Origin of the sequence: Parvibium lacunae (assembly GCF_003335215.1) — a bacterium.
In the GTDB taxonomy this organism is placed as follows: domain Bacteria; phylum Pseudomonadota; class Gammaproteobacteria; order Burkholderiales; family Burkholderiaceae_D; genus Parvibium; species Parvibium lacunae.
The window spans coordinates 113,244-139,301 of record NZ_QPGB01000001.1; the positions used below are offsets into that span (position 1 = coordinate 113,244).

At 51.1% G+C, this 26,058-nt stretch carries 22 protein-coding genes and 1 tRNA gene; 11 read left to right on the forward strand and 12 right to left on the reverse strand.

Annotated elements, in window-relative coordinates; genetic code table 11:
• Positions 1-162: 162 nt before the first annotated feature.
• Positions 163-672 (reverse strand): Lrp/AsnC family transcriptional regulator, encoded by a 510-nt coding sequence (locus DU000_RS00540; protein ID WP_114401419.1) that lies wholly within the window; start codon positions 670-672, stop codon positions 163-165.
• 534 nt (positions 673-1,206) lie between these two features.
• Between DU000_RS00540 and DU000_RS00545 the strand changes: the two genes are divergently transcribed.
• Positions 1,207-2,361, forward strand: coding sequence for a branched-chain amino acid ABC transporter substrate-binding protein (locus tag DU000_RS00545; protein WP_114401420.1), 1,155 nt, complete (start codon positions 1,207-1,209; stop codon positions 2,359-2,361).
• A gap of 116 nt (positions 2,362-2,477) precedes the next feature.
• A tRNA-Met gene (locus DU000_RS00550) sits at positions 2,478-2,554 on the forward strand.
• Positions 2,555-2,619: 65 nt separating this feature from the next.
• Here the strand turns inward: DU000_RS00550 and DU000_RS00555 are convergent.
• The 4 genes from DU000_RS00555 to DU000_RS00570 all read right to left on the reverse strand — a co-directional run bounded on the left by DU000_RS00555 (position 2,620) and on the right by DU000_RS00570 (position 7,480).
• Positions 2,620-4,071, reverse strand: a complete 1,452-nt coding sequence (locus DU000_RS00555; protein ID WP_114401421.1) for a bifunctional 2-methylcitrate dehydratase/aconitate hydratase — start codon at positions 4,069-4,071, stop codon at positions 2,620-2,622.
• 30 nt (positions 4,072-4,101) lie between these two features.
• Positions 4,102-5,271, reverse strand: coding sequence for a bifunctional 2-methylcitrate synthase/citrate synthase (gene prpC, locus DU000_RS00560; protein ID WP_114401422.1), 1,170 nt, complete (start codon positions 5,269-5,271; stop codon positions 4,102-4,104).
• A 174-nt stretch (positions 5,272-5,445) separates the two neighbouring features.
• Positions 5,446-6,342, reverse strand: coding sequence for a methylisocitrate lyase (gene prpB / locus DU000_RS00565; protein ID WP_114401423.1), 897 nt, complete (start codon positions 6,340-6,342; stop codon positions 5,446-5,448).
• A gap of 154 nt (positions 6,343-6,496) precedes the next feature.
• Positions 6,497-7,480, reverse strand: coding sequence for a malate dehydrogenase (locus DU000_RS00570; protein ID WP_114401424.1), 984 nt, complete (start codon positions 7,478-7,480; stop codon positions 6,497-6,499).
• A gap of 338 nt (positions 7,481-7,818) precedes the next feature.
• On the opposite strand from DU000_RS00570, the gene DU000_RS00575 reads away from it, so the two are divergent.
• The 7 genes from DU000_RS00575 (at position 7,819) to gltA (ending at position 14,091) form a co-directional block, all read left to right on the forward strand.
• Positions 7,819-8,658, forward strand: coding sequence for a GntR family transcriptional regulator (locus DU000_RS00575; RefSeq protein ID WP_114401425.1), 840 nt, complete (start codon positions 7,819-7,821; stop codon positions 8,656-8,658).
• 194 nt (positions 8,659-8,852) lie between these two features.
• The gene (gene sdhC / locus DU000_RS00580; protein WP_114401426.1) at positions 8,853-9,266 is read left to right on the forward strand and encodes a succinate dehydrogenase, cytochrome b556 subunit; all 414 of its coding nucleotides are present in this window, start codon (positions 8,853-8,855) and stop codon (positions 9,264-9,266) included.
• Positions 9,266-9,616: a succinate dehydrogenase, hydrophobic membrane anchor protein gene (gene sdhD / locus DU000_RS00585; protein WP_114401427.1), complete on the forward strand. Its 351-nt coding sequence runs from the start codon at positions 9,266-9,268 to the stop codon at positions 9,614-9,616. Before sdhC ends, sdhD begins: the two co-directional genes overlap by 1 nt.
• Before the next feature lie 3 nt (positions 9,617-9,619).
• On the forward strand, positions 9,620-11,428 hold the full coding sequence (gene sdhA, locus DU000_RS00590) for a succinate dehydrogenase flavoprotein subunit (RefSeq protein ID WP_114401428.1): 1,809 nt from the start codon (positions 9,620-9,622) through the stop codon (positions 11,426-11,428).
• An 11-nt stretch (positions 11,429-11,439) separates the two neighbouring features.
• Complete coding sequence (locus DU000_RS00595) at positions 11,440-12,147, forward strand: succinate dehydrogenase iron-sulfur subunit (protein WP_114401429.1); 708 nt, start codon at positions 11,440-11,442, stop codon at positions 12,145-12,147.
• Positions 12,148-12,417: 270 nt separating this feature from the next.
• The gene (locus tag DU000_RS00600; RefSeq protein ID WP_420812093.1) at positions 12,418-12,693 is read left to right on the forward strand and encodes an FAD assembly factor SdhE; all 276 of its coding nucleotides are present in this window, start codon (positions 12,418-12,420) and stop codon (positions 12,691-12,693) included.
• A 90-nt stretch (positions 12,694-12,783) separates the two neighbouring features.
• Entirely contained in the window at positions 12,784-14,091 is a 1,308-nt protein-coding gene (gene gltA, locus DU000_RS00605; protein WP_114401430.1) for a citrate synthase, read from the forward strand.
• Between the two features lie 97 nt (positions 14,092-14,188).
• On the opposite strand, the gene DU000_RS00610 is transcribed toward gltA, so the two are convergent.
• From DU000_RS00610 to DU000_RS00630, 5 genes are all read right to left on the reverse strand, one after another.
• Positions 14,189-16,069 (reverse strand): potassium transporter Kup, encoded by a 1,881-nt coding sequence (locus DU000_RS00610; protein WP_114401431.1) that lies wholly within the window; start codon positions 16,067-16,069, stop codon positions 14,189-14,191.
• A gap of 231 nt (positions 16,070-16,300) precedes the next feature.
• The gene (locus DU000_RS00615; RefSeq protein WP_114401432.1) at positions 16,301-17,914 is read right to left on the reverse strand and encodes an ABC transporter ATP-binding protein; all 1,614 of its coding nucleotides are present in this window, start codon (positions 17,912-17,914) and stop codon (positions 16,301-16,303) included.
• 14 nt (positions 17,915-17,928) lie between these two features.
• Positions 17,929-19,044, reverse strand: coding sequence for an ABC transporter permease (locus tag DU000_RS00620; protein ID WP_114401433.1), 1,116 nt, complete (start codon positions 19,042-19,044; stop codon positions 17,929-17,931).
• The gene (locus DU000_RS00625; RefSeq protein WP_114401434.1) at positions 19,041-20,096 is read right to left on the reverse strand and encodes a microcin C ABC transporter permease YejB; all 1,056 of its coding nucleotides are present in this window, start codon (positions 20,094-20,096) and stop codon (positions 19,041-19,043) included. Before DU000_RS00625 ends, DU000_RS00620 begins: the two co-directional genes overlap by 4 nt.
• Positions 20,097-20,098: 2 nt before the next feature.
• Positions 20,099-21,949 (reverse strand): extracellular solute-binding protein, encoded by a 1,851-nt coding sequence (locus DU000_RS00630; RefSeq protein ID WP_240001747.1) that lies wholly within the window; start codon positions 21,947-21,949, stop codon positions 20,099-20,101.
• Positions 21,950-22,308: 359 nt separating this feature from the next.
• Here DU000_RS00630 and fabI point away from each other — a divergent pair, with 359 nt between their 5' ends.
• Entirely contained in the window at positions 22,309-23,106 is a 798-nt protein-coding gene (gene fabI / locus DU000_RS00635) for an enoyl-ACP reductase FabI (RefSeq protein ID WP_114401435.1), read from the forward strand.
• A gap of 146 nt (positions 23,107-23,252) precedes the next feature.
• On the opposite strand, the gene DU000_RS00640 is transcribed toward fabI, so the two are convergent.
• Together DU000_RS00640 and DU000_RS00645 are read right to left on the reverse strand one after the other, a co-directional pair.
• Positions 23,253-23,954, reverse strand: coding sequence for a YdcF family protein (locus tag DU000_RS00640; protein ID WP_147266943.1), 702 nt, complete (start codon positions 23,952-23,954; stop codon positions 23,253-23,255).
• An 80-nt stretch (positions 23,955-24,034) separates the two neighbouring features.
• Positions 24,035-25,153, reverse strand: a complete 1,119-nt coding sequence (locus tag DU000_RS00645; RefSeq protein ID WP_114401437.1) for a GGDEF domain-containing response regulator — start codon at positions 25,151-25,153, stop codon at positions 24,035-24,037.
• A gap of 270 nt (positions 25,154-25,423) precedes the next feature.
• Between DU000_RS00645 and DU000_RS00650 the strand changes: the two genes are divergently transcribed.
• Positions 25,424-26,038 carry a C40 family peptidase gene (locus tag DU000_RS00650; protein WP_114401438.1) on the forward strand — a complete coding sequence of 205 codons (615 nt, stop codon included), beginning with the start codon at positions 25,424-25,426 and terminating at the stop codon, positions 26,036-26,038.
• The last annotated feature ends 20 nt before the right edge of the window (positions 26,039-26,058 follow it).

Here is a 26,058-nt window from a genome sequence, read left to right on the forward strand (position 1 = left end):
AAAGGGCTTGCAACAAAGTAAAAAAAGTCGTGGGCTTTTTTTAAAAAACTGGCACGGTGCTCTGCAAAAACGAAAAAAATCGTCATGCAAGGCTTGTGTTTTGAAAAATAAAATCAAGCGAGACGCGCATACCCTGTTGTTAAACAAACCGATGACGCGAGACTAGCTTGGCCGACAGACAGTGAGGACTTCTGCGGTTTCATCAAATCGAATCGCGGTGTTACGTTTAACCCGTTTCATCGGAAAGCGGCTACGGTAATAGCGGACATTGGGCCAATTGGCAACGGTTCTTTGAACGAAATCGGCATAGTCACTCATGCTGGCGACATGCACGATCAACATAAAGCTGATTTCCCCAGTGACCAGATAACACTGCAAGATGGCGTCTTCAGCTTGCGCCCGGGTCTCAAATTCTTGCATATGCTGGTCTGTTTCTTTTTCCAGGGAAACCTCCAGAAAAGCAAGCATGCCATAGCCGATTCGAAAGGGATCAATCAGGGCAACTTGCGCATCAATAATGCCTGCCCGCTGTAAATCCTTAATCCGCCTCAAGCAAGTTGGCTGGGAAATGCCCAGTTCGGCAGCCAGCACTTTCGTGGGCACTTGATTGTTAGCTTGCAATCGATTGAGTATGGCGCGATCAATTCGATCCAGGGTATAAGTAGCAGGCATTGAGAACCAGAAATCAAGGTAATTTCCGCATCCTACACCACGCGAGCGCGATCTGGGCATGGATTACCAGCACGCTAGGGCGCTGACCTCGTTGCTCTCTCGCAACTGATTGCTCGACGCGGCGCAGGGGATTCAAATAAGTGGTTTTCACTGCTTTGCGCCAGCTTGGTACGCTTCCATTGTGCGAGCGCAATAATTTCTTAATAAACAAGTATTTGTGAGTGTTGAGTGGGCAATCCATTGAGCCATCGTGTCGCATTCCCGGTAGCGAATTTAACCAAACTAAGGGGCTTTTATCCGTTTTGGGCGTTAACTTTATCCCTCAAATCGTTGTGTTTTTTCATTTTTGGCGTGCACATTTTGAGTTGTCGTGGCAATAATTATGCAGCACGCAACTCAACTTGAGGGCTCCTAAGGAAGCACCCGTTGCGCCAGGTGTCAACTGTTATCTCAATCGCTAACAGTGAAAAGACGAATGGTTAACATTCGATAGGCAGTGAAAACCCAAAGTAACCTTTTTCGGAGAACTTTAATATGGTGATGAATACAAAACGTCATGCAATTTCAGCAGCGATTGCGCTTGCATTTGGTGTTAGCGCTACTTCTGTAATGGCGCAAGACATGGTCGTAAAAATTGGCCACGTTGGTCCGATTACCGGCAACATCGCCCACTTGGGGAAAGATAATGAAAATGGGGCGAAGCTGGCGATTGAAGACCTGAATGCAAAAGGGGTCACGATCGGTGGTAAAAAGGTCAAATTTGAATTGGTGGCAGAAGATGATGCGGCTGATCCAAAACAAGGCACGGCTGCAGCGCAAAAATTGGTTGACGCTAAAGTCAATGGCGTAGTTGGCCACTTGAATTCTGGTACCACTATTCCTGCCTCAAAAATCTACTCTGACGCTGGCATTCCTCAAGTTTCTCCCTCTGCAATTAACCCGAAATATACGCAACAGGGCTTCAAAACTGCCTTCCGTGTGGTGGCGAACGATGGCCAACTGGGCGGAACACTGGGTAAATATGCGGTAAATACCCTCAAAGCAAAAAATATTGCCGTTATCCATGACGCAACCGCGTATGGCCAGGGGGTGGCAGATGAGTTCAGCAAGTCTGCCAAGAAATCGGGTGCCAAGGTTGTGGCTTCAGAAGTGACAAATAATCAAGCAACCGACTTCAGTGCAATCCTGACCAAAGTTAAAGCCAAAAATCCCGAAGTCGTGTTCTACGGTGGGATGGATGCGCAAGCCGGCCCGATGCTGCGTCAGATGAAGCAACTCGGCATTAATGCCAAACTGATGGGCGGCGATGGTATTTGCTCTGAAGGCTTAGGCAAGTTGGCGGGCGACGGTATGGCAGATGGCCAAGTTATCTGTGCTGAAGCTGGTGGTGTCACAGGCGCCAAGAAAGACGGTATGGATAAGTTCAAAACCCGCTTCAAAGAGAAGTTTGGTGTTGAAGTCCAAGTTTACGCCCCTTACGTTTATGACTCAGTCATGGTAATCGTTGAAGCCATGAAAAAAGCCAACTCTGCTGAGCCGGCGAAATACCTGCCTGCTTTGGCAAAAATCAACTATGACGGCGTGACCGGCAAAATTGTTTTTGATGACAAAGGCGATATCAAGAACGGTTCTCTGACGCTGTATACCTACAAAGCGGGCAAGCGCGACCAAATCGCTGTTGTCCAGTAAGTAGCCGCGTTGAGTCGTTTATCAGGGCGGGCTAGGTTTGACCTAGCCCGCTTTTTTGTTTTATAATTTCGGTCTTTACAGTTGCTTCGATTCATCCTCTGAATCCGAAACAGTTTGGCGAATTAGCTCAGCCGGTTAGAGCGACGGAATCATAATCCGCAGGTCCCCCGTTCGAATCGGGGATTCGCCACCAAATACAAACCCCCTTGTTTGCCGCAAGGGGGTTTTTTATAGGCGGCATAGATTACCTACGGCGGCTTAGATCACATACAAATCCACATACTCATTCACTGACATGGCTTCTAGTTTGGCTTGATCGAGCGATACCTCCAAAATCGCTTGCTGTTGCTTGCTGGCAAAGCGGCGGGCGAGGTTGGCTTTGAATTTTTCGACCAAGACGGGAATGCCTTCGGCGCGGCGACGGCGGTGGCCTATGGGGTATTCGACCACCACTTCATTCAGTACTGTGCCATCGTTGAGGGTGACGGTGAGGGCGTTGGCAATCGAACGTTTTTCCGGGTCGTGATAGTCCTGCGTGAATTGTGGGTCTTCGACGCAGGTGATTTTGTCGCGCAGGGCATCAATGCGTGGGTCGTTGGCGATTTTGTCTTCGTAGTCTTCGGCGGTGAGGCGGCCAAACAAGAGGGGAATAGCGACCATGTATTGAATACAGTGGTCACGATCCGCTGGGTTGTTGAGTGGGCCTTTTTTGTCGATGATGCGGATACAGGCTTCATGCGTACGGATTTTGACGCTGGCAATATCCGCTGCTGTTTTGCCTTGGGCGGCGAGTTGTTGATGCAGGGTCATCGCGCATTCCACGGCGGTTTGGGAGTGGAACTCGGCGGGGAAAGAAATTTTAAAGAGCACATTCTCCATCACATACGAACTGTACGGACGCTGGAATTTAAAGGCATTGCCTTTGAACAGTACGTCGTAAAAGCCCCAGCCTTTGGCGCTGAGCACGCCGGGAATCCCCATTTCACCCTTCATGCTGAACAAGGCGAGGCGCACGGCGCGGCTCGTGGCATCACCCGCTGCCCAGCTCTTGCGTGAGCCGGTGTTGGGAGCGTGGCGATAGGTGCGCAGCGCTTGGCCATCGACAAAGGCTTGCGAGACGGCGTTAATCACTTCCTCGCGATTGCCGCCCATCAGCCAGCAGCACACGGCGGCGGAGGCGACTTTAACGAGCAGCACATGGTCGAGGCCAACTTTGTTGAAGCTGTTTTCCAGGGCGAGGCAGCCTTGAATTTCATGCGCTTTAATCATGCCTTCCAGCACTTGCTTCATGGTCAGCGGTGCTTTGCCGTTGGCGACGTTGGTGCGTGAAATCCAGTCGGCAGTGGCGAGAATACCGCCAAGGTTATCGGAAGGATGGCCCCATTCTGCGGCGAGCCAGGTATCGTTAAAGTCTAACCAGCGAATCATTGCGCCAATGTTGAAGGCGGCTTGAATCGGGTCGAGCTGAAATTGGGTGCCGGGGACTTTGGCCCCATTCGGCACGACGGTGCCGGGCACAATTGGGCCCATGAGCTTGGTGCAGGCGGGATAGCTGAGGGCTTCGAGGCCGCAGCCGAGGGTGTCAATTAAACAATTGCGGGCCGTGTTCCAAGCTTCGCTGTTCGTCACTTGGTAGTTCAGCACAAAGTCGGCGATGTCTTGGATGACTTGATCAGCTTCAGGTCTGATATTTGGGATATGTGCGCTCATGGTGTGTTCTCGTAGTATGTTCTGTTGAAATTAACGTTGTTCAATCGGAATAAATTTAAGATTCTCTGGCCCGGTGTAATTGGCGCTGGGGCGAATGATTTTGTTATCAATGCGTTGCTCGATGATGTGCGCGGCCCAGCCGGTGGCGCGGGAAATCACAAAGATTGGTGTGAACATGGCGGTGGGGACGCCCATGAGGTGATAGCTTACTGCCGAGAACCAATCAAGGTTGGGGAACATTTTTTTTGCATCCCACATCACGCTTTCCAGGCGGTCGGCAATCTCAAACATTTTGGTATTTTGCGCGTCTTGCGCGAGCCGCCGCGCGACTTCTTTAATGACCTTGTTGCGCGGGTCGCTGATGGTGTAAACCGGATGACCAAAGCCAATCACCACTTCTTTATTTTCTACTCGTTTGCGAATATCCACCTCGGCTTCGTCGGGATTGTCGTAGCGGTTTTGAATATCAAAAGCGGCTTCATTGGCCCCGCCATGCTTGGGGCCGCGCAGTGCGCCAATCGCACCGGTGATGGCGGAATACATGTCGGAACCGGTGCCAGCAATCACACGTCCGGTGAACGTGGAGGCGTTAAATTCATGCTCGGCGTACAAAATCAGTGAGGTGTGCATCGCCCGCACCCAGAGTGCGCTTGGTGCGCGGCCATGCAGCAGGTGTAGGAAGTGGCCACCGATGCTGTCGTCATCGGTGTGTACGTCAATCATTTCGCCGTTGTGGCTGAAGTGATACCAGTAGAGCAGGGCCGAGCCAAGGCAGGCGATGAGCTTGTCGGCAATGTCTTTAGCCCCAGCGAGACTATGATCTTCTTTTTCGGGTAGCACACAGCCAAGTACCGAAACGGCGGTACGCATCACATCCATCGGGTGGGTGCTGGCGGGAAGCAGTTCCAGTGCGTTCTGTACCGCTGCGGGCAAACCGCGCAGGGCTTTGAGTTTGGTTTTATAGGCGCGCAGTTCGGCGGCATTGGGCAGCTTGCCGTGAATGAGCAGGTGGGCGATTTCTTCAAATTCGCAGGTGTCGGCGAAGTCCAAAATATCGTAACCGCGATAGTGTAAATCGTTACCCGTGCGGCCCACCGTACACAGGGCTGTGTTGCCAGCGGTGACGCCGGATAAGGCAACCGATTTTTTGGGTTTGGGCGCGCTGGGGGTGCTTGCGCTGCTGTTATCTGTCTCGCTCATGGTGTTCTCCTCATTGTCTAGCTAAAGGGCGCTTCTATAAATTCATTTTTCGGGCGAATTGCGTTGTCGCGTGCTCGCTCGTCCTGCGCTGTATACCGCATACTATCTTCGTCCTCGCTCCGCGGCTCCTAGCTCTTCATCCCGAAATTCTGCATTTCTAGGTGCGCCCTGAATTTATTCGGGCTTTTTTTCTACGGTGTTGTTGGCATTAAATAGCTGATCTAAATCCTGTTCGAAGCGGTGGTAATCGAGGTATTTGTATAGGTCGTTGCGCGATTGCATGCTGTCCACCACGTTTTGCTGGGTGCCATCGCGCCGAATCTGCTGATACACATTCAGCGCAGCCGCGTTCATGGCGCGGAAGGCCGAGAGTGGGTACAGCACCAAGCTGACATCGACGGCACGCAATTGTTCGACGGTGTAAAGCGGGGTTGCGCCAAATTCGGTGATGTTGGCGAGGATCGGCACTTTGACGGCAGCGGCAAACTGTTGGTACATGCCCAGTTCGGTGATGGCTTCGGGGAAAATCATGTCCGCCCCGGCTTCGACGCAGGCACAGGCGCGATCCATCGCGGCTTGTAAGCCTTCTACGGCGAGTGCATCGGTGCGGGCCATGATCACAAAATTTTCATCGGTACGCGCATCGACGGCGGCTTTGACGCGATCGACCATTTCTTGCTGGGTGACGATGGCTTTGCCGGGCCGATGGCCGCAGCGTTTCGCACCCACCTGGTCTTCAATGTGCATCGCCCCTGCACCGAATTTGATGAGCGATTTAACGGTGCGGGCAATGTTGAATGCGGAGGGGCCAAAGCCGGTGTCGACGTCAACCAGTAGGGGGAGGTCGCAGACATCGGTAATGCGCCGGACATCGGTGAGCACATCATCCAAAGTGCTAATGCCGAGATCGGGGAGGCCGAGTGAGCCTGCAGCCACCCCGCCACCAGATAGGTAAATGGCTTGATAGCCGGAGGCTTGTGCCAGACGCGCATGGTAGGCATTGATAGTGCCGACGATTTGCAAGGGTTTTTCGTTGGCGACAGCGGCGCGGAATTTGGCTCCTGCACTCATAGACTTCTCCTGATCCTTAACTCAATCCTAACGCCAGCATGAGCTGATTGACTTGCACGATACTGACAGCGTCGCGTTTTTTATTAAGTATCTACTTAAAAGTGTTTTGGGTAAAAAAAGACCGCAGTCAAACTGCGGTCTTGGCTGGAATGGCTTAGCCGAGCAAGTGGGCAACACCCGCTTTTTCATCTTCCAACTCTTTCAAGGTGATGTTGATGCGCTCTTGTGAGAAGGCATCAATCTCGTATCCTTGAACGATGGTGTATTTACCGTTTTCGCACTTCACTGGGAAGCCGAACATGACATCTTGAGGAATGCCATAAGAACCATCGGAAGGTACACCCATGGTCACGATTTTGCCATTGGTGCCGAGTACCCAGTCACGCACATGGTCAATCGCGGCGTTAGCAGCTGAAGCGGCGGAAGACAAACCACGCGCTTCAATAATCGCGGCACCACGTTTGCCAACGGTAGGCAGAAACACGTCGCTGTTCCATACTTCGTCATTGATGAGGGCTTTGACGTTCTGGCCATCAATCGTGGCGAAACGGTAGTCCGCGTACATGGTTGGGCTGTGGTTACCCCAAACAAACAGGTTTTCAATGCTGGCGACTGGTTTGCCGGTCTTGGCGGCGATTTGCGACAAAGCACGGTTGTGGTCCAAACGCAGCATGGCCGTGAAGTTTTCTTTCGGCAGGTTGGGAGCCGATTTCATGGCGATGTACGCATTGGTGTTAGCAGGGTTGCCGACGACCAGCACTTTGACATTGCGGCTAGCCACTTCATTCAGGGCAGCGCCTTGAACGGTGAAGATGGCGCCGTTAGCTTCCAGCAGATCTTTACGTTCCATGCCTTTGCTGCGAGGACGTGCACCAACGAGCAGCGCGACATCTACGTCTTTAAAAGCAACTTTGGGATCATCGGTAATCACCACGTCTTGCAATAACGGAAAGGCACAGTCTTCCAATTCCATCACCACGCCTTTAACGGCGGGTAATGCTGGCGTGATATCTAACAACTGCAGAATAACGGGCTGATCTTTGCCCAACATGTCGCCGTTGGCGATACGGAACAGTAAGCTATAACCGATCTGGCCAGCTGCGCCAGTAACGGCAACACGCATTGCGGGTTTTGCCATGAAGCATTCTCCAAATTAATCAATAAACAGTTGATTCACTGGCTGAGGGGGCCAGAAAAACCAAGAGTTTACTCCGTTCGCCCTGGCCTACCAAGTTTGTCAGTTGAAAAACCAGAACGGTTGCGCCATATCGCCAAGACCATCAACAGCGAAGTAGGCTTGTGTGTAAATACAGGCAACGATTATTACAGGTAAGGTTTTACAAGGTTACACTCTTATATAAGACTCGTCAATAATCTTATGTTATATATAAGACATTGGGTTGTTGTAGCATGGACGGTAGAGGAGGTTTGTGGTCAAATCCTTTCCAGAAAGATTAATTGATTGGGTACGCAGCCATGAATTCAGCGGGAATGAGTGAGGAAAATAAGCCGGTAGGTTCCGATCATTCAGCAAATAAGCCAGCGTCTAGCGTCGGTTCTGCCGTGGCCGCCAGCGCTTCTGCTGACACGTCCGCGCCAGTAACAGTTTATGCGCCGCTTTATCAGCAAATTAAGGGCTTGATTACCCAAGGTTTGCAAGCCGGAGAATGGCGCCCAGGCGAGATGATCCCCAGTGAGATGGAGCTGGCTAAGCGCTATGGGGTCAGTCAGGGAACGGTGCGTAAGGCGGTCGATGACCTTGCCACTGAGCATATTTTGATCCGTCGTCAAGGGAAGGGGACATTCGTTGCCACGCACCATGAAGAAAAAGTCTCTTTTCGATTTCTGCGCTTGGTTCCCGACGAGGGGGAGCCAACCTATCCTCAGAGTCAATTTTTAGCTTGCAAGCGCATGCGTGCCACCCCTGAGGTGGCGGACTCACTAGCGTTAGCCACTGGCGATGCAGTCATTTTGGTCAAGCGGATTCTATATTTGCAAGAGCGGCCTACCGTACTGGAAGAAATCTGGCTACCTGGGCTGCAATTCAAAGGGCTGACCGCGGAGCGATTAGCGGCCTATAAAGGTCCGATGTATGGCCTATTTGAAACGGAATTTGGCACCCGGATGATACGAGCGAGTGAGAAAATTCGTGCGGTTGCTGCTGACCAAGCTTGTGCTGAGAGTTTAAAGGTGACGGTGGGGACGCCGTTATTGCTTGTTGAGCGAGTTGCGTTTACCTACGGCGATCAAGCAGTTGAATGGCGACGGGGCTTTTATCGCACTGACCACCACGCTTATCGAAATGAGCTATCGTAATGGCGGTTAGTCGTGGTTGGATATCTTTGGTATGGCATGCCCAGCACAGATTCCCTGGAAAGATTTTGTCGAGCACTTGTTCATCCAACGTAAAAAAACTCGACATCCGCTAACGATAGATGCATAAAAATCGCTAAAATATCTAGGCTTTAACTGTTATTCCATCAATTTTGTGACTGTCGAGAGGTTAGTGCATGACTAACGAAGTGAAAAAGACTCGGCCAGAATTCCGCAACGTCGGATTCGGTCAGATACTGACTGACTACAAACTCCCCCTGCCTGGTAAGGTATCGATTCTGCACCGCGTGAGTGGGGTTGGGTTATTTTTGTCGTTATGGGCCCTATTATGGCTCTTTGATCTGAGCCTAACCTCAGAGATTAGTTTTGCGACATTCAGTAATGTCGTGGGCTATCCCATTGTGAAGTTGTTATTGTTAGGGTTGATTTGGGCCTACCTCCATCACTTCTGTGCCGGTATTCGCTTTCTACTGCTCGATATGCACATCGGTGTCGATAAACCCAGCGCGCGCAAAAGTGCTGGCGTGGTGTTGGCGGTGAGCTTGCCTCTGGCTGCCTTGGTTGGCTTGAAATTATTTGGAGTGTTCTAATGGGTTACAAAAAACAAGCTGTGGGCGCGGGTTATGGCTTCCGCGATTGGCTGGCCCAGCGTGTCACTGCGGTGGTGATGGCCGTTTATACCTTGATTTTGCTGGTCGTGTTTTTTAGTGCGGGCGAATTCACTTATGAAGCTTGGGCTGGCGTCTTTGCAGGCCAGTTCATGAAGGTAGCGACTTTGCTAGCGCTGTTGTCCTTGTTCTACCACGCCTGGGTCGGCATTCGTGACTTGTGGATGGACTACATCAAACCTAACGGTCTGCGTTTGGTTTTGCATGTGTTAACGATTTTGTATCTGATTGGTTGTGCCGCTTACGCAGCACAGATTCTCTGGAGGGTGTAAGCCGTGGTTGCAATCAATACGAGTTTGCCGCGTCGTAAATTTGACGTTGTTGTGGTCGGTGCGGGTGGCGCAGGGATGCGTGCCTCACTGCAATTAGCGGAGTCGGGCCTGAATGTGGCCGTGCTCTCAAAAGTATTCCCGACCCGTTCCCATACGGTAGCGGCGCAAGGCGGGATCGGCGCATCGCTTGGCAACATGGCGGAAGATAATTGGCACTACCATTTCTATGACACTGTGAAGGGGTCTGATTGGTTAGGCGACCAAGATGCGATTGAATTTATGTGTCGCGAAGCGCCCAAAGTTGTTTACGAACTTGAGCACTTTGGGATGCCGTTTGACCGTAACCCTGATGGCACGATTTATCAGCGTCCTTTCGGTGGTCACTCTTCTAACTACGGTGAAAAGCCTGTGCCCCGCGCCTGTGCAGCGGCTGACCGGACCGGTCATGCCTTGTTGCACACGCTGTATCAGCGTAACGTCCGTGCCCGCACGCAGTTCTTCGTTGAGTGGATGGCATTGGACATCATTCGCGATCAAGAGGGCGATGTATTGGGTGTGGTCGCGCTGGAGATGGAAACTGGCGAGGCGATGATTCTTGAAGCCAAGGTCACATTATTTGCGACCGGGGGTGCAGGCCGTATTTACGCGGCATCGACCAATGCTTTTATCAATACCGGTGACGGCCTGGGTATGGCAGCCCGTGCGGGCATTCCCCTGGAAGACATGGAATTCTGGCAATTCCACCCCACTGGTGTGGCCGGTGCAGGTGTGCTGCTGACCGAAGGCTGCCGTGGTGAAGGCGGTATTCTACGTAACAAAAACGGCGAACGCTTCATGGAGCGTTATGCACCAACGCTGAAAGACTTGGCGCCACGTGACTTCGTGTCACGCTCAATGGACCAAGAAATTAAAGAAGGCCGTGGCTGTGGCCCGAACGGTGACTACGTGGTGCTGGATCTGACCCACTTGGGTGCCGAAACGATTCACAAGCGTCTGCCTTCCGTTTACGAAATTGGCAAGAACTTTGCCAACGTCGATTGCACCAAAGAGCCGATTCCGGTTGTGCCCACGATTCACTACCAGATGGGTGGGATTCCAACCAATATCTATGGTCAAGTGGTGGCACCGAAAAATGGTAACCCGAATGACATCATTCAAGGTTTCTATGCGGTCGGTGAGTGTTCATGCGTATCTGTGCACGGTGCGAACCGCCTGGGTACGAACTCCCTGCTGGACTTGGTGGTGTTTGGTCGTGCGGCGGGTAACCACATTGTGGCGCAAAACCTCAAGCAACGTTCCCACAAAGAGTTACCGAAGGATGCGGCTGATTTTGCCTTATCACGCCTAGCCAAGCTGGATAACAGCACTTCTGGCGAATACGCGCAAGATGTGGCGAATGACATTCGCAAATCCATGCAAGCACATGCCGGCGTGTTCCGCACGCAAGCCATGCTGGATGAAGGCGTACAGAAGATTCTGGAACTGGATCAACGCGCCCAGAACATTCACCTCAAAGACAAGAGCAAGGTCTTCAACACTGCACGGATCGAAGCACTGGAAGTCTCTAACTTGATCGAGGCTGCCAAGGCAACGATTACTTCCGCCGCTGCGCGGAAAGAGTGTCGTGGGGCCCATACCGTGGTGGATTATGAGCGCCCTGCGGATGATGCTGAGTGTGCCAATGGCCGTAACGACAAAGAGTGGATGAAGCACACGCTGTGGTACAGCGAGGGTAACCGCCTGGATTACAAGCCAGTGCAACTCAAGCCCCTGACTGTGGACTCCGTGCCACCCAAACCTCGTAGCTTCTAAGGTGAAATGAGATGAGCGATACCCGTATTTTTGAAATTTACCGTTACGATCCGGATACCGACGAAAAACCCCGTATGCAGCGTTACGAAGTGACGCTCGACGCCGGCGACCGCATGTTGTTAGATGTGCTAATGAAGCTCAAGAAAATGGATGAAACCCTGAGTTTCCGCCGTTCTTGCCGCGAAGGGATTTGTGGTTCTGATGCCATGAATATCAATGGTCGCAATGGCTTGGCCTGTTTGACTAACATGCGCACCTTGCCGCAAACCATCGTGTTGCGTCCTTTGCCCGGTCTGCCAGTCGTACGTGATTTGATCGTCGATATGACGAACTTCTTCAAGCAGTATCATTCGATCAAGCCTTACTTGATTAACGATACCCCACCGCCTGAAAAAGAGCGTCTACAGTCTCCTGAAGAGCGCGAAGAATTGAATGGCCTGTACGAATGTATTCTGTGTGCATGCTGCTCCACTTCTTGCCCGTCTTTCTGGTGGAACCCTGACAAGTTTGTTGGGCCAGCGGGTCTGCTCCAAGCCTATCGCTTTATTGCCGATAGCCGTGATCAGGCTGTGAACGAGCGTCTGGATAACCTCGAAGATCCGTATCGTTTGTTCCGCTGCCACACCATCATGAACTGCGTGGATGTGTGTCCGAAAGGGCTGAACCCCACTCAAGCGATTGGCAAAATTAAGGAATTGATGGTGCGTCGCGCCGTCTAAAGCTTGTTTAACCTACTGCGCGAGCCTGATTTGGGCTTGTGCAGTACGCGCGATGCTCATGTACTTTAGTACACTCCGCTCGCTGTGTGCTGTACGCGCCCAACTGAGGCTCGCTCGTAACGGTTCTACATCGGTTTATTAAACGTATATATGCACTTATTGTGTATGACAGCGGATCCATCCGCTTTTTTTTGAAATGTGTTTGGTGCGCTGCAAGATTGGGGTAAGCCTCAATAGGCAGGCTTAGACAAATCGTTAAGAATTGATCATATCGTGTCGTTAACAGAAGCGTTGCCCAATATTCATGACCGTCGTCGCCTGCGCTGGCGGGCGCGGCGTGGCATGCTGGAAAATGATATTTTGTTGACCCGGTTTCTGGATCGTTATGAGGAAACGCTCTCAGATGCTGAAGTCACTGCATTCGTTCAGTTATTGGAATTGGCCGATGGCGATTTGATGGATCTCTTAATGGCGCGCAAAGCGCCAATGGGTGAGCTGGCAACAGAGCAGGTAAGGGATTTGCTCGTTAAGATCAGCGCAAGCTGAGTTGTTCATCATCATAAATTTGAAGTGTTGGTTTAATTCAATCGATTGAACCAAGCTTCAAATGACATTGACTTGTGGAAAGGAAACACCATGTCAGTAGAACAAAAAGCCACGCTTTCATTTTCAGATGGCAGCCCTAGCATTGAATTTCCGATTTACCAGGGTTCGGTTGGTCCGGATGTCATCGACATTCGCGCCCTGTATGGTAAAACCGGCAAGTTTACGTATGACCCTGGTTTTATGTCCACAGCAGCTTGTCGCTCTACCATTACCTACATTGATGGCGACAAAGGTGAGTTGCTCTACCGCGGCTATCCGATTGAACAGTTGGCAGTAAACTGCGATTTTTTAGAAACCTGTTATTTGTTGCTCAAAGGTGAACTCCCTAACGCGACTCAAAAATCGGAGTTCGTGAATAAAGTCACCCGCCACACCATGGTTCACGAACAAATGAGCCGCTTTTTCCAAGGTTTCCGTCGCGATGCGCACCCGATGGCGGTATTGGTGGGGACGGTTGGCGCATTGTCAGCGTTCTATCATGATTCCCTCGATATTAACAATCCTGAGCACCGCGAAATCTCGGCGATTCGTTTGATTGCCAAGCTGCCAACATTGGTTGCCATGGCTTACAAATATACGGTTGGTCAGCCCTTTGTTTATCCGCGTAACGATCTGTCCTATACCGCCAACTTCATGCGCATGATGTTTGCGACACCCTGCGAAGAATACAAAGTGAATGATGTCCTGGTCCGTGCGATGGACCGCATTTTCATTTTGCACGCTGATCACGAACAAAATGCCTCGACCTCGACGGTACGTTTGGCGGGTTCTTCGGGCGCTAATCCATTTGCGTGTATTGCTTCTGGTATTGCCTGTTTGTGGGGCCCTGCCCATGGAGGCGCCAACGAAGCGTGCTTGGAAATGCTGGAAGATATCCAAGCGCAAGGTGGGGTCGCTAAGATTGGTGAATTTATTGCCAAGGTTAAAGACAAGAATAGCAGTGTCAAATTGATGGGCTTTGGCCATCGTGTTTATAAAAACTACGATCCTCGTGCAAAACTCATGCGCGAAACCTGTCATGAAGTACTGGGTGAGCTTGGTTTGCAGGATGATCCGTTATTCAAGCTCGCGATGGCTTTGGAGAAGATTGCCCTGGAAGACGACTACTTTGTTAGCCGTAAACTGTATCCGAATGTCGATTTTTACTCTGGTATCGTCCAGCGTGCGATCGGTATTCCCACAGAATTGTTTACAGCAATTTTTGCTTTGGCACGTACTGTTGGCTGGATTGCGCAATGGAATGAAATGATTTCTGATCCAGAGCAGAAAATTGGGCGTCCGCGTCAGTTGTTTACAGGCGAAACCCAGCGTGACGTTAAGCCACTGCATCAACGTTGATCGGGTTCTATTACCCTAATAAAAAAGGAGCCTGAGGCTCCTTTTTTATTAGGGCGGCTGTCGCTGTCGGCAGCGTTTCTCGCTAGGCCATGACCCGTTAGATATGAACGCGCGTTCCCAATTCAATCACTGCATTGCTTGGGATATTAAAGTAATCAACCACGCTACCTGCATTACGTGACAAGGCCGCAAAGAGCTGTTCGCGCCAGCGTGCCATGCCCTTTTCTTTCGCATCAGGGACCACCGTTTCACGGCTTAAGAAATATGAGGTGGTAAATGCATCTACCTCTATGCCATGGTTGGCCAGAAGCTCTAGTGCTTGGGGAATATGCGGTTTATCCATAAAGCCATAATGAACAGTCACTTGCCAGAAGCCTGCCGCCAAGCCTTTTACTTCAAGGCGATCTGCTGCAGGAACCCAGGGTACGTCGGCGTAGACGACCGTCATAATTAAATTTTTCTCGTGCAGCACCATGTTGTGTTTCAGGTTATGCAGCATCGCTTGAGGAACGGTATGCGGATCAGCGACGAGATAGACGGCAGTGCGTTCTGCACGCGGAAAATCACTCTGCGCCACACTTTCCAGGAAAGGTTCAAGCTTGGGATCGCCTTCACGAATTTGATCAAGCAGTAATTCCCGTCCGCGTTTCCAAGTCAGCATAATTGTTAGCAATGACATCGCTAACAGTAGTGGGAACCAACCACCTTGTAGAAACTTGATGGTGCAAGAAGCAAAAAATAAAATATCCACCACGAAAAAGAATAAGGTAGAGGAAATAGAGAGCCAGAGTGGTAGGCCCCAACCATACCGAATGACGAAAAAAGTAAGGATAGTGGTGATAGTCATGGTGCCAGTAACTGCGATGCCATAGGCCGCCGCCAGTGCAGAAGAAGAGCCAAAGCCAATTGCCGCCAAAAGAACGGCAATTAACAACAGCCAATTCACGCCTGGGATATAAATCTGGCCAGCTTCGGTGGCTGAGGTGTGAATGATTTGCATGCGTGGAAAGAGTCCCAACTGAATGGCCTGTTGGGTCATTGAATAGGCCCCAGATATAACAGCCTGTGAAGCAATGATGGTCGCTAGGGTTGCCAATATGAGGGCAGGGACCAGCAGTGCGGGCGGGAAAGCGAGGTAGAAGGGATTCTTAACGGCGCTGGGATCACTGAGCAGTAAGGCGCCTTGTCCCAAATAGTTCAGTGCTAGGCCGGGTAAAACTAAGCTGCACCATGCCAGTTGAATGGCCTTTTTACCAAAATGTCCCATATCTGCATATAAGGCTTCTCCCCCGGTCAGAGCGAGCACAATCGCGCCTAACGCAAGAAAGACACCTAGACCGCGTGCTTGTAGAAAGTTAAACGCCAAGCGGGGATCAAGTGCGGCCAGTATCGCTGGATTCTGTATCACATGGTAAAGACCAATTGCCCCCAATGTAGTAAACCAAACCACAATGATTGGACCAAATAGTTTGCCGACTGTTGCGGTCCCATGCCGTTGCATTAAAAACAGCCCAACTAGAATGACAAGGGTGGTTGGCAAAATGTAGGGGTGAAAGCTTGGGGCAACCAGCTCAATGCCTTCGACTGCACTCAAAACTGAAATTGCGGGCGTGACAACTGTTTCGCCATAAAACAAAGAAGCCCCAAACGTTCCCAGCAGCAAAAGCCACTTTGTTTTTTTACTCGATTTCCCTACGCTTGACACGGCTAGCGCAAGTAATGCCATCGTCCCGCCTTCACCGCGGTTATCTGCACGTAGAACCAAGATCACGTACTTTAAGGTAACGACCAGCATTAAGGCCCAGAAAATCGCAGACACCGTGCCAATAACGTTATCCGTTGTTAAGGCTATTCCTGTGTGAGGTGCGAAGACTTCTTTAATTGTATAAAGCGGACTGGTACCAATATCGCCGTAAACGACACCCAAGGCCCCTAATGCCAGGGCTGCTACACTTTGATTCTGTGTTCTGTGTTCCATGTTGTTCCCGCTCTGCATGACTGTTTTGAGGGCTGCTTACTGGCTGGTGCTGCCTTTGTTATGCTGTTTGGTGCGGCGCATCAAACTGTGTTGCAAATAGTACGTCAGATTAGAAAAATAGCTAGGTGAAAATGCATCTGATTTTCCTCGGTGCAGAAAAACTGCAACAAATTTGTATTAATCGGTTGTCGACTTTACTGGTATCCGCCGCGAAATTAACTTGGCAGGGCATTAACGCATGGCGGCGTGGATCAGACTTTGGGTGTAAGGATGCAGCGGTTGGGTAAAAATCGTTTCTGTCGCACCGCGCTCCACGATTTTTCCTTTATGCATGACAATGACCTCATGGGCAATGGCGCGGATAACCGCTAAATCATGGCTGATAAACAAGTAACTGGTGCCATATTTTTGCTGCAAGGTTACCAATAAGCGAAGGACTTGTTTTTGTACTGAGACGTCCAACGCACTCGTTGGCTCATCCAACACAATCAGGCTTGGGCGCAAAATAATGGCACGCGCAATCGCAATGCGTTGACGTTGCCCGCCGGAGAATTCATGGGGGTAACGGTACAGGGCATCGGGGCTTAAGCCGACTTCGGCGAGGGTTTCACTGACCCGCTCACGGCACGCTACTTGGCTCAACTCGGGGTGGTGCAGTTGCAGCCCTTCTCCCACAATTTGTTCAATCGTCATGCGAGGCGACAGCGCAGAAAAAGGATCTTGGAAGACAACCTGTAATTTTGCGCGGTATTTTTTTTGTGCCGCTTTATCCAGTTGGTCAAGGTATTGACCGTCAAATTGAGTGCGGCCCCCGCTTGTGGCTTGGAGACCCAAGAGCGCCATGGCTAAGGTGGTTTTGCCCGATCCCGATTCCCCCACCAACCCCAGTGTTCGTTGTGGGGGGATATGAAGATCAACGGCATCAACAGCGCACTCGGTTTTGCGTTTAAACCAGCCAGCGGCGCTGCTAAAGCTGACGCTCAGTGCTTCGGTCACAAGCAAAGGCGGGGGAGCAGGGTGAGTAACACGGTCTTCTTCGATCAGTCGGCTAGGCTGTGCTGCGAGCAGTTCTGCCGTGTAAGGATGCTGCGGGTTTGCAAATAAGGATTGTGTGGATGCCAGCTCTCGTAATTGCCCTTGCTGCATGACCCCTACCCGAGTCGCAAAATTTTTCACTAAGTTGAGATCGTGCGTAATGAGTAAGATCGCCATGCCATATTCGGCTTGCAATTCTTCGAGTAGGCTCATGATCTGCGCGCGGATCGTGACATCAAGCGCGGTTGTCGGCTCATCGGCAATCAGAAGTTGTGGTCGACAAGCCAATGCCATTGCAATCATCGCCCGCTGTCGTTGCCCGCCAGATAATTGATGCGGATAGTGGCGCAAACGTTGCGCCGCCGCTGGGATGCCCGTTCGTTCGAGCAGGGCTAAGGCGCGTGCCCAAGCGTCAGTTCGACTCAACGCCTCATGCTTCTCAAGGACCTCCGCAATTTGCTGCCCAATCGTCATCAACGGATTGAGCGCGCTCATTGGTTCTTGAAAGACCATGGCAATTTGTTTACCACGGAGTCGTCGCATCTGCCTTTCATTGTAGGTGAGTAGTTCTTGCCCTTGCCAGCGCACCGAGCCAGAAAGCTGCGCGGGCAAGAGGCGCATGATGCTCTGGGCGGTGACACTCTTGCCTGAGCCGGATTCCCCGACCAAGGCAAATTTCTCCGCGGCATGTAATGTCAGAGAGAGTTCCTTTACAGTGGGTGCCGGTTGTCCGGGAAACTGAACGCTGAATTGTTCTAGTTCCAAGAGCGGGGCTGCTGGCAAAGCTGGGGGAGGGATAACAAGTGACATAATTTGCGTATGAACTAATGCTGCTTTCTGGTATCGAGCGCATCGCGCAGCGCCTCACCAATGAAAACCAGTAACAGGAGCGTGATAAAAAGGACGCTAAATGCGGTTAACCCAATCCACCAGGCATCTAAATTATCTTTGCCTTGCGCCAATAGTTCACCCAAGCTCGGGGTCGACGGGGGCACGCCTAAACCGAGGAAATCCAGGCTGGTTAGCGCTGTAATCGCGACGCTCATGCGAAACGGTAAGAAGGTGACCACTGGGGTCAGGCTATTGGGCAAAATATGGCGCCACATGATTTGGCGGTTAGACAATCCCAGTGCGCGCGCCGCACGCACGTAATCCAAGTTGCGGTTACGCAGAAACTCAGCCCGCACATAGTCAGCCAGCGTTAACCAGCCAAAGAGCGACAGCAAGAGTAATAGCAGCAAAACACTGGGTTGAAAAATGGAGGCAAAAATCAAGAGCAAGTAAAGCTCGGGCAGTGAGCCCCAAATTTCACTAAAACGTTGAATCCATAAATCGACCCAGCCCCCGAAATACCCTTGAATAGCCCCAGCTAACACGCCTAGTAATACCCCGATCACGGTTAACGCCAGGCCAAATAAGACTGACAGACGAAATCCATAGAGTGCCCTTGCCAGAATATCGCGTCCGCGATCATCGGTTCCCAACCAATTGTCGAGAGAAGGTGCGGCGGGGTTGGGGGCACTCGCAAAATAATTGAGGGTGTCGTAGCGATAGCGATTTAACGGATTTAAAGCCCAATTACCCGGTTGTTCAAATTGCCTTTGAATAAAAGGATCAAGATAATCGGCAGGGGCAGGAAAGTCGCCTCCAAAGGTTTGTTCTGAATAATCTTTAAAGAGGGGAAAATACCATTCTCCTTGGTAGCGGATCAGCAATGGGCGATCATTTGAGAGGCACTCTGCGAATAAGCTAAGGCCAAACAAGACGCTAAAGATGATTAAGCTGTAATACCCAAGACGGTGTCGTTTAAAGCGCTGCCAGGCTTGTTGGCGCGGTGTTTGTGTTTGGCGTTTGTTCACTGTCACGACGGTAGTTGAGCCAAGGCTTGCTTGGTCGGTGTGGGGGTTTGCTGCCTGGTTGACCGGTGAAAGCGTACTCATGCGCGCACCCCGTCGAATTTGACACGAGGGTCTGCAATGATGTACGACAGATCAGTAATCAGTTTGGCGAACAAGCTTGCCAGCGTGAAAATATAGAGCGTGCCCATGACGACCGGATAATCACGTTGCATGATTGCGTTGTAGGAGAGCAAGCCTAACCCATCTAATGAAAACAGCGTCTCGATGAGTAAGCTGCCACTTAAAAACGCCCCAATGAAGGCAGCAGGAAAGCCGGTTAAGATGGGTAAAAGCGCATTACGAAAAATATGCTTGTACAGCACTTCACGTTCAGAGAGCCCTTTGGCGCGGGCTGTGAGAACATATTGTTTGCGGATTTCTTCAATAAACGTGTTCTTGGTTAACAAGGTACTTACCGCGAAGCTGCCAACAACAGAGGCGGTGACAGGTAAGGTGATGTGCCACAAATAGTCAAGTACCTTACCAGTCCAACTGAGTGTTTCCCAATTATCGGAAGTCAAGCCACGCAGCGGGAATACCTGCCAGAAACTCCCGCCACCGAATAGCACCAGCAAAATAACGCCTAAGACAAAGCCCGGAATTGCATAGCCAGTTAGAATCAGCAGACTGGTTAAGGTATCAAAGCGGCTACCATCGCGCACTGCCTTGGCAATCCCCAAGGGAATTGAGAGTAGATAACTTAAGACCAGCGTCCACATCCCGAGGGTGATCGAAACCGGCAGTTTTTCTTTCACTAAAGCCCATACACTTTTATGGTGAAAGAAGCTGGTGCCTAATTCAAACCGGGAAAAATCTTTTAGCATTTGCCAAAAACGCACAGGTGCTGGTTTGTCAAACCCATAGAGAGCTTGAATCTCTTTAATTTTGTCGGCATCAACCCCTTGCTGGCCACGGTAGACGCTCTGGGCTGCGCCGCCAGCCTCACTGCCGCCAGCGCCTTTGCCCCGTAAATAACTAACCATTTGTTCGACTGGGCCACCTGGAACAAATTGAATCACGGTAAAGGTCAGTAGTAGCACCCCAATCAATGTCGGAATGATCAGTAGCAGTCGTTTTAATATATAGCGCAACATAATCAAGGCGTGGCGGTTGATTGCTTATGCCACCAGGTTAACACCGACCATTCTTCAATACGGTAATAACGTGGCAAGGCAGCGGGTTGGGCGAGACTTTGGCGAAAAGACACACGATGCACATTACTATAAAAATGAGGAACGATATAGTAACCATGGCGCAATACGCGGTCTAGCGCACGGCAGGCGGTGATAAGTTGAGTGCGGTTTTTGCTTTGCAGGACATGCTCAATCAGGGCATCGACAAGTTTGCTTTGCACCCCGATTAAATTACTTGAACCGGGTTGGAGTGCGCTACCGCTACCAAAGTTTGTGATCAATTCGCTCCCTGGGCTCTGTGAGCCTGCCATCGCGTCCCAGGTCATATCAAAGTCATAATTTTCCTGCCGACGCTGATATAGCGCTGCGTCAATGACGCGATAGCTCATGGTAATACCCAGTTTCTCCAGATTGCGGGCGTAGGGGGCCGAGGCTCGTTCTTGCATGCGGTCCGCCAGCATCATTTCAAATTTAAATGGCATACCCTCGGCGTTGCGCAGCGCGCCGTTCGAGTAACGCCAACCTGCTTCCGCGAGCAGTTGTTTGGCTAAACGCAAATTATCACGCAGCGAGTTGGGGGCGAGGGTCGTGGGCGGGACAGGAACCGGGCTATTAAGTATCTGGGCAGCAAACTCCGCAGGAAATTGCTGTTGTAAAGGGCGCAGTAGCGCAATTTCTTCGGTGCTCGGCAAACCTTGTGCCGCGAGTTCTGTATTCGTAAAGTAACTGGGGCTACGTCGATAGAGGTTGAAAAATAATTGGCGGTTCATCCATTCAAAGTCCATCGCCAACCATAATGCTTGGCGGACTCGGATGTCTTGAAACAGCGGTCGCCGTTGATTCATCACAAAACCTTGCCAGCCAGCACTGTTACTGTGGGCGAATTCGGTTTTGATCAGTTCTCCACTACGCCATTTCGGCCCTTGATGTGAACGTGCCCAGTTTTTCGATGAATTCTCCTGGATGAGATCAATTTCGCCAGCTTTAAGGGCTTCCATCCGGGTCAAGGTGTCCTTGTAATAGCGATAGCGGATGCGTTCAAAGTTAAACATGCCCACCCGCGTTGGGTGTTGATTGCCCCAATAATTTGGGTTACGTCGATAGGTGACGGTTTTGCCAAGATCATAGGATTCGATGAGATAAGGCCCGGAAGCAATCGGTAAATCTGTGATGATTTTGTCAAATGGTTTGCGGGCGAGTTTTGCGGTTTCGCCGCGCTCGGCGCTTTGCCCCCACTTCGCCGAAAACACCGGAATTTGGCAAATCGTCATTTTGAGTTCATGATTTTTGCGCTTGAAGTCGGCACGCAGGGTCAATGCATCGATTACCACGATTTGTTTTACATCGGCCCAAACTTGGCGGTAAATGGGCCCAGCTTGTTTACTGGTGATTTGTTCAAATGAGTATTTGACATCCTGTGCTGTGACGGGGTCGCCATTGGAAAAACGCGCGGCAGGGTTCAGTTGAAACGTCACAGACAGACCATCGGGGGCCGGAATAATGGCTTTGGCCAGCAAACCATATAAGGTATCGGGTTCATCCAATGCGGGCACCGCCAAGGTTTCAAAGACCAGGTAACCCAATCCATCCGCAGCCAAGCCTTTGAGGATAAAAGGGTTGAATTTTTCATAGCTACCCAGTGCAGGTGCATTGAGTGTGCCCCCCATTGGTGCCTGCGGATTGACGTAATCGAAGTGGCGAAAATCGGGGCCATACTTTGGCGTGCCATAGAGTGAAATAGCATGTGTCGCAGCTGGGGTGGGTAATATGCCAGGTGTCTTCGCCATGCCCGGTGCGGCGTTGAATGCGATCACGCTTACCAACCATAGTGGCCATTTTGGCCGTAAGGGTGGGCGCGGCATCAGCCCAGCCAGGAATGATCTCGTCAAAGACAGCAACGCGGTAATTTGATACCACATAAACAATTCCCTATATTGCTAAAAAGAGGACAGTGATCGAGCTGATGTCAGATTGCAATGGGGGGATGACATGGCAAAGTGACAATAAAGATAAATTCTACCTGTGCGAAATCGTATAATCCTTCCTTTACTCCGAATTCAAGCGATTTTCTCTGGTTGACCGGAGAGGCAGCGGCTGTTTAAGCGACGGTTTCGCGGGTGGTGTCTTAGCTGTGATCGGATTATTGTTACAGAAACACAGAAAAAGGATTGATATGGGTTTTCTAACAGGCAAACGAATTTTAATTACTGGGCTGTTATCCAATCGCTCAATTGCGTATGGCATTGCGCACGCCTGTCGCCAGCAGGGAGCCGAATTGGCGTTTACCTATCAAGGCGAGCGCTTTGTTGACCGCATTCGTGAATTCGCCGCCGAGTTTGGATCGGACCTGATTTTTCCATGCGATGTGGGCGATGATCAGCAGATTACCGATTTATTTGCCTTGTTGGGGCAGAAATGGCAGCGCTTGGATGGCATCGTCCATGCGATTGCTTATGCGCCACGGGAAGCGATTGCAGGAGACTTCTTGGAAGGATTCTCGCGCGAAGGTTTCCGTACCGCCCATGAAATCTCTGCCTATAGTTTTGCAGCGATGGCGAAAGCAGCCTTGCCCTTGCTGCAGGGACCGGATGGGCAAAACCGGGCTGCTTTGCTAACCCTTAGCTACCTCGGTGCCATGCGTATGATTCCGAGCTACAACACGATGGGCTTAGCCAAAGCCAGCTTGGAAGCCAGTGTGCGCTATTTGGCCGAAAGCTTGGGGCACCGTGGGGTTCGAGTTAATGCAATCTCCGCCGGGCCAATCAAGACGCTGGCAGCCAGTGGGATCAAAGGCTTTGGCAAAATTCTTGATTTTGTTGAACAAAATGCCCCATTACGGCGCAACGTGACGATTGAGGATGTCGGAAACGCGGCGGCATTCTTGCTCTCTGAATTGGCCAGCGGTGTCACCGCAGAGGTAATGTATGTTGACGGCGGGTTTAGTCAGACTGTTGGTGGCATGCAGGAGTAAACCTCACTCTTTGCCCAATTAACTGTGGCTAACGCCCTGGGCAGGCGTTAAGCCTTAGCCACAGTGGGGTGAGTGATTACCTCATTGATATGCCCATGCCGAACGGTGTGGGCATTACTCAGCCCTGCTGACATGACAGCATTGTGCTATTTCCCTCGTAACCACAGGCCCGCCAGGGCCAGCCATTCGTGTAAGGCGATCTGACTGTAGCGCATGCCAATTCCGCTTGGGATCCAATCTGTGGGCGCTGTTGGTTGCCCACGATAAAACTGTGTGGCTGCCGGAATCACCGTGAAGCCATATTCACGCGCATAGGGTGCCATCAGACGAAGGGCACGCGGCATGTGATAAGCGCTCGTGACGAGGGTGATTCGCTTAACGCCCGCTTGTGCTAGTAAGGGTGAGAGATACGCGATATTTTCGTCCGTGTTTCGTGACTTTTCTTCTAGCCATTTTGCGTGGAGCTTGTAAGTGCTTTGCAATGCATATTGCATGGCAGCCGCTTCGCTTTCACGCTCGTTGAAGACCCGTCCCCCGCTTAATAGCAAGGGAGTTTGGGTTTGTCGATGTAACCATGCCCCGTAATGTAAGCGCACTAAAGAAGCGGGATTTGGCATGCCTGCCTGGTATTCAGGGCTGTATTCATGTTGTCCGCCGCCCAACACAACAATCACCTGGCTTTGTTTCACTGCCTGTAATTGGGATGGCGGAATCAAGTAGCGCGGGTCTTCAAGGCTACGCAGTAGTTGTTGGCCGACGTATGGCGTGCTCAAGGCCAGTTGCAGCAACAGCAGCAGCCCCGCTAGCGCTTGCCAGGTTCGCTGGCGCGCTGAGGTGATCATGCTCATGGCGAGGCAGAGTGCGACCAATAAAAGCAAACTGGCAGGAGGGAGCAGCAGACTGCCCAGCAGTTTATAGAGGCTAAAGCTCAATGGAGTTGTTCAAAAAGTTGGAGAAGAGGGTGCAGTTCACGGCGCAATCGTTCCACATGAGGCAACACAAGACCGAGTTCGCCACCGTTAAGCAATTCTACCGCCTTCTCGGCGTTAATAATCTGTGTCTCTAGGGCAGGGGGGAGCTCATGCTTGCCATTAGGCAGACTTTGGATTTGATTGCCCCCTAATTTCTGTGCTTCCTCAACCCGATCATGGGCCAGGGCTCGCAGCTCATAGAGGGTATTGACACGATCATGCCGGAGTGAGGCAATCCCAATACTGATCGATAAATTGACATCATTGCCGAATTTTTTCAGATCGGCCTTGGCCAGTGCATGTAAGAGCCGCTGCGCAAAGGCTTCTGCAGACTGCTGGGTAATCCCAGCTGCCGCAATATTGAATTCGCCCTCGGCGGTTCTGGCGACGCAGTCTTCTTTGCGCACGGTTTTCCCAAGGAGTTCACCAATCGCTACTTCCAATTTGCTGAATAAATTGTGGTTTTGGGCTTGCTGACCCAATGAGGGGCGATCAATTCGAATGCAGAGAAGGGCAATGTCGGTGTTGTGCCGGCGGGCAAAAGACCACATCATATCGAGCTGCATGTCGAGGAAATGCGGCGTCGCCATCTGCATGATTGGATCAAAGGCGGCATTTTTAGATAGCGCTTCGCGGCTCTCGCTCAGTGCGCGCTGGGTTCGCCCGAGTTCTAGCATGCTTTCCAAGCGTGCCAATAATTCTATCGCGCCCGCATTTTTAGAAACGAAATCATTCGCACCATGATCAACGGCCTCGAGCTGACTATTTTCATCATCATCGGCCCCGGAGATCACAATAAAGGGGATGGTGCGAATGCGTTTTACCTTCGATGAGCGAATCTTATCGAGCAAGGCATAGCCGTCCATAACTGGCATCATCAAATCACAGATGACAACCTGAATGCCTGGATCGAGTAAAAGCGCTTCCCAGCCTTGTTCGCCATTTTCTGCTTCACGCACGAGAAATCGATCTTTTAAATGCTTAGTCAGGCTGGCTCTAACGATCTTAGAGTCATCCACGATCAATACCCGCTTTTTATCCGTGTCGGCCTGAGTCATCGGTTTATTTGGACGCATTTTGGTTAAATTAAGGGCTGGTATGAACGTAGCCCCTAAAGGCAGCCCCCTAAGGGCGTTTTACGGCAGTTCAGGGGAAAATAATAAGAAAAATGGTAAAAAAAGCCATGATTTGTTGATTTTATAATCAGTATTTTTTGACAATGTGGACTTTTTCACATAAATTCGCGGCAGTTAATAAGGATGACATTAACTGCGGCAAAACGAATTGTGAGCGGGCCAGCTGCCCGAACTCGCTATTTCCAATCTGTTATTTGTAGAAAGGTCGCTATGCACGAAGTCGGGCAAGGTAACGTAGCCATTGTTCATCCTGCGCTGTTGCAGCGTCCTTGGCAACGCCAATTACTCTGTTCGTTATGTTGTGTTATCGCCCTTTCCCTTCCTGATGCGGCAAGCGCTGCTGAAGAGCCTGCTAAAGACCGTACCTATCTCCAGGAAGCAACCAGCCGCGTTGGCGATGTGTTGTTGCGGGCGATGTCTTTTCTGGGGTTGCCCTATCGCTCTGGTGGCAATACGCCTGAAACTGGCTTCGATTGCAGCGGGTTGGTGCGCTGGGTCTTTGGGGAAACGTTAGGCATGTCCTTACCCCGCCGCTCAGAAGAAATAAGCCAGGTTGGCGCGCCAGTGGCGGTAGATCAGCTTAAACCGGGGGACTTGGTCTTTTTTAATACACTCCGCCGTACGTTTTCTCATGTCGGCATTTATCTTGGCAACAATCGGTTCATTCATTCGCCATCCAGCGGCAGTAGTGTGCGGATTGAAGATATGACAACACCTTACTGGGAGCGTCGCTTTAATGGGGCGCGTCGTATCGTTCCTGCGGCAGCCAGTCAGGAGGAGGCAGCACGCGCTGCCGCCGCGCTCAATGGCTTTGAAACTCGCTAAGGTTGCTTCTGCAGGCTGCT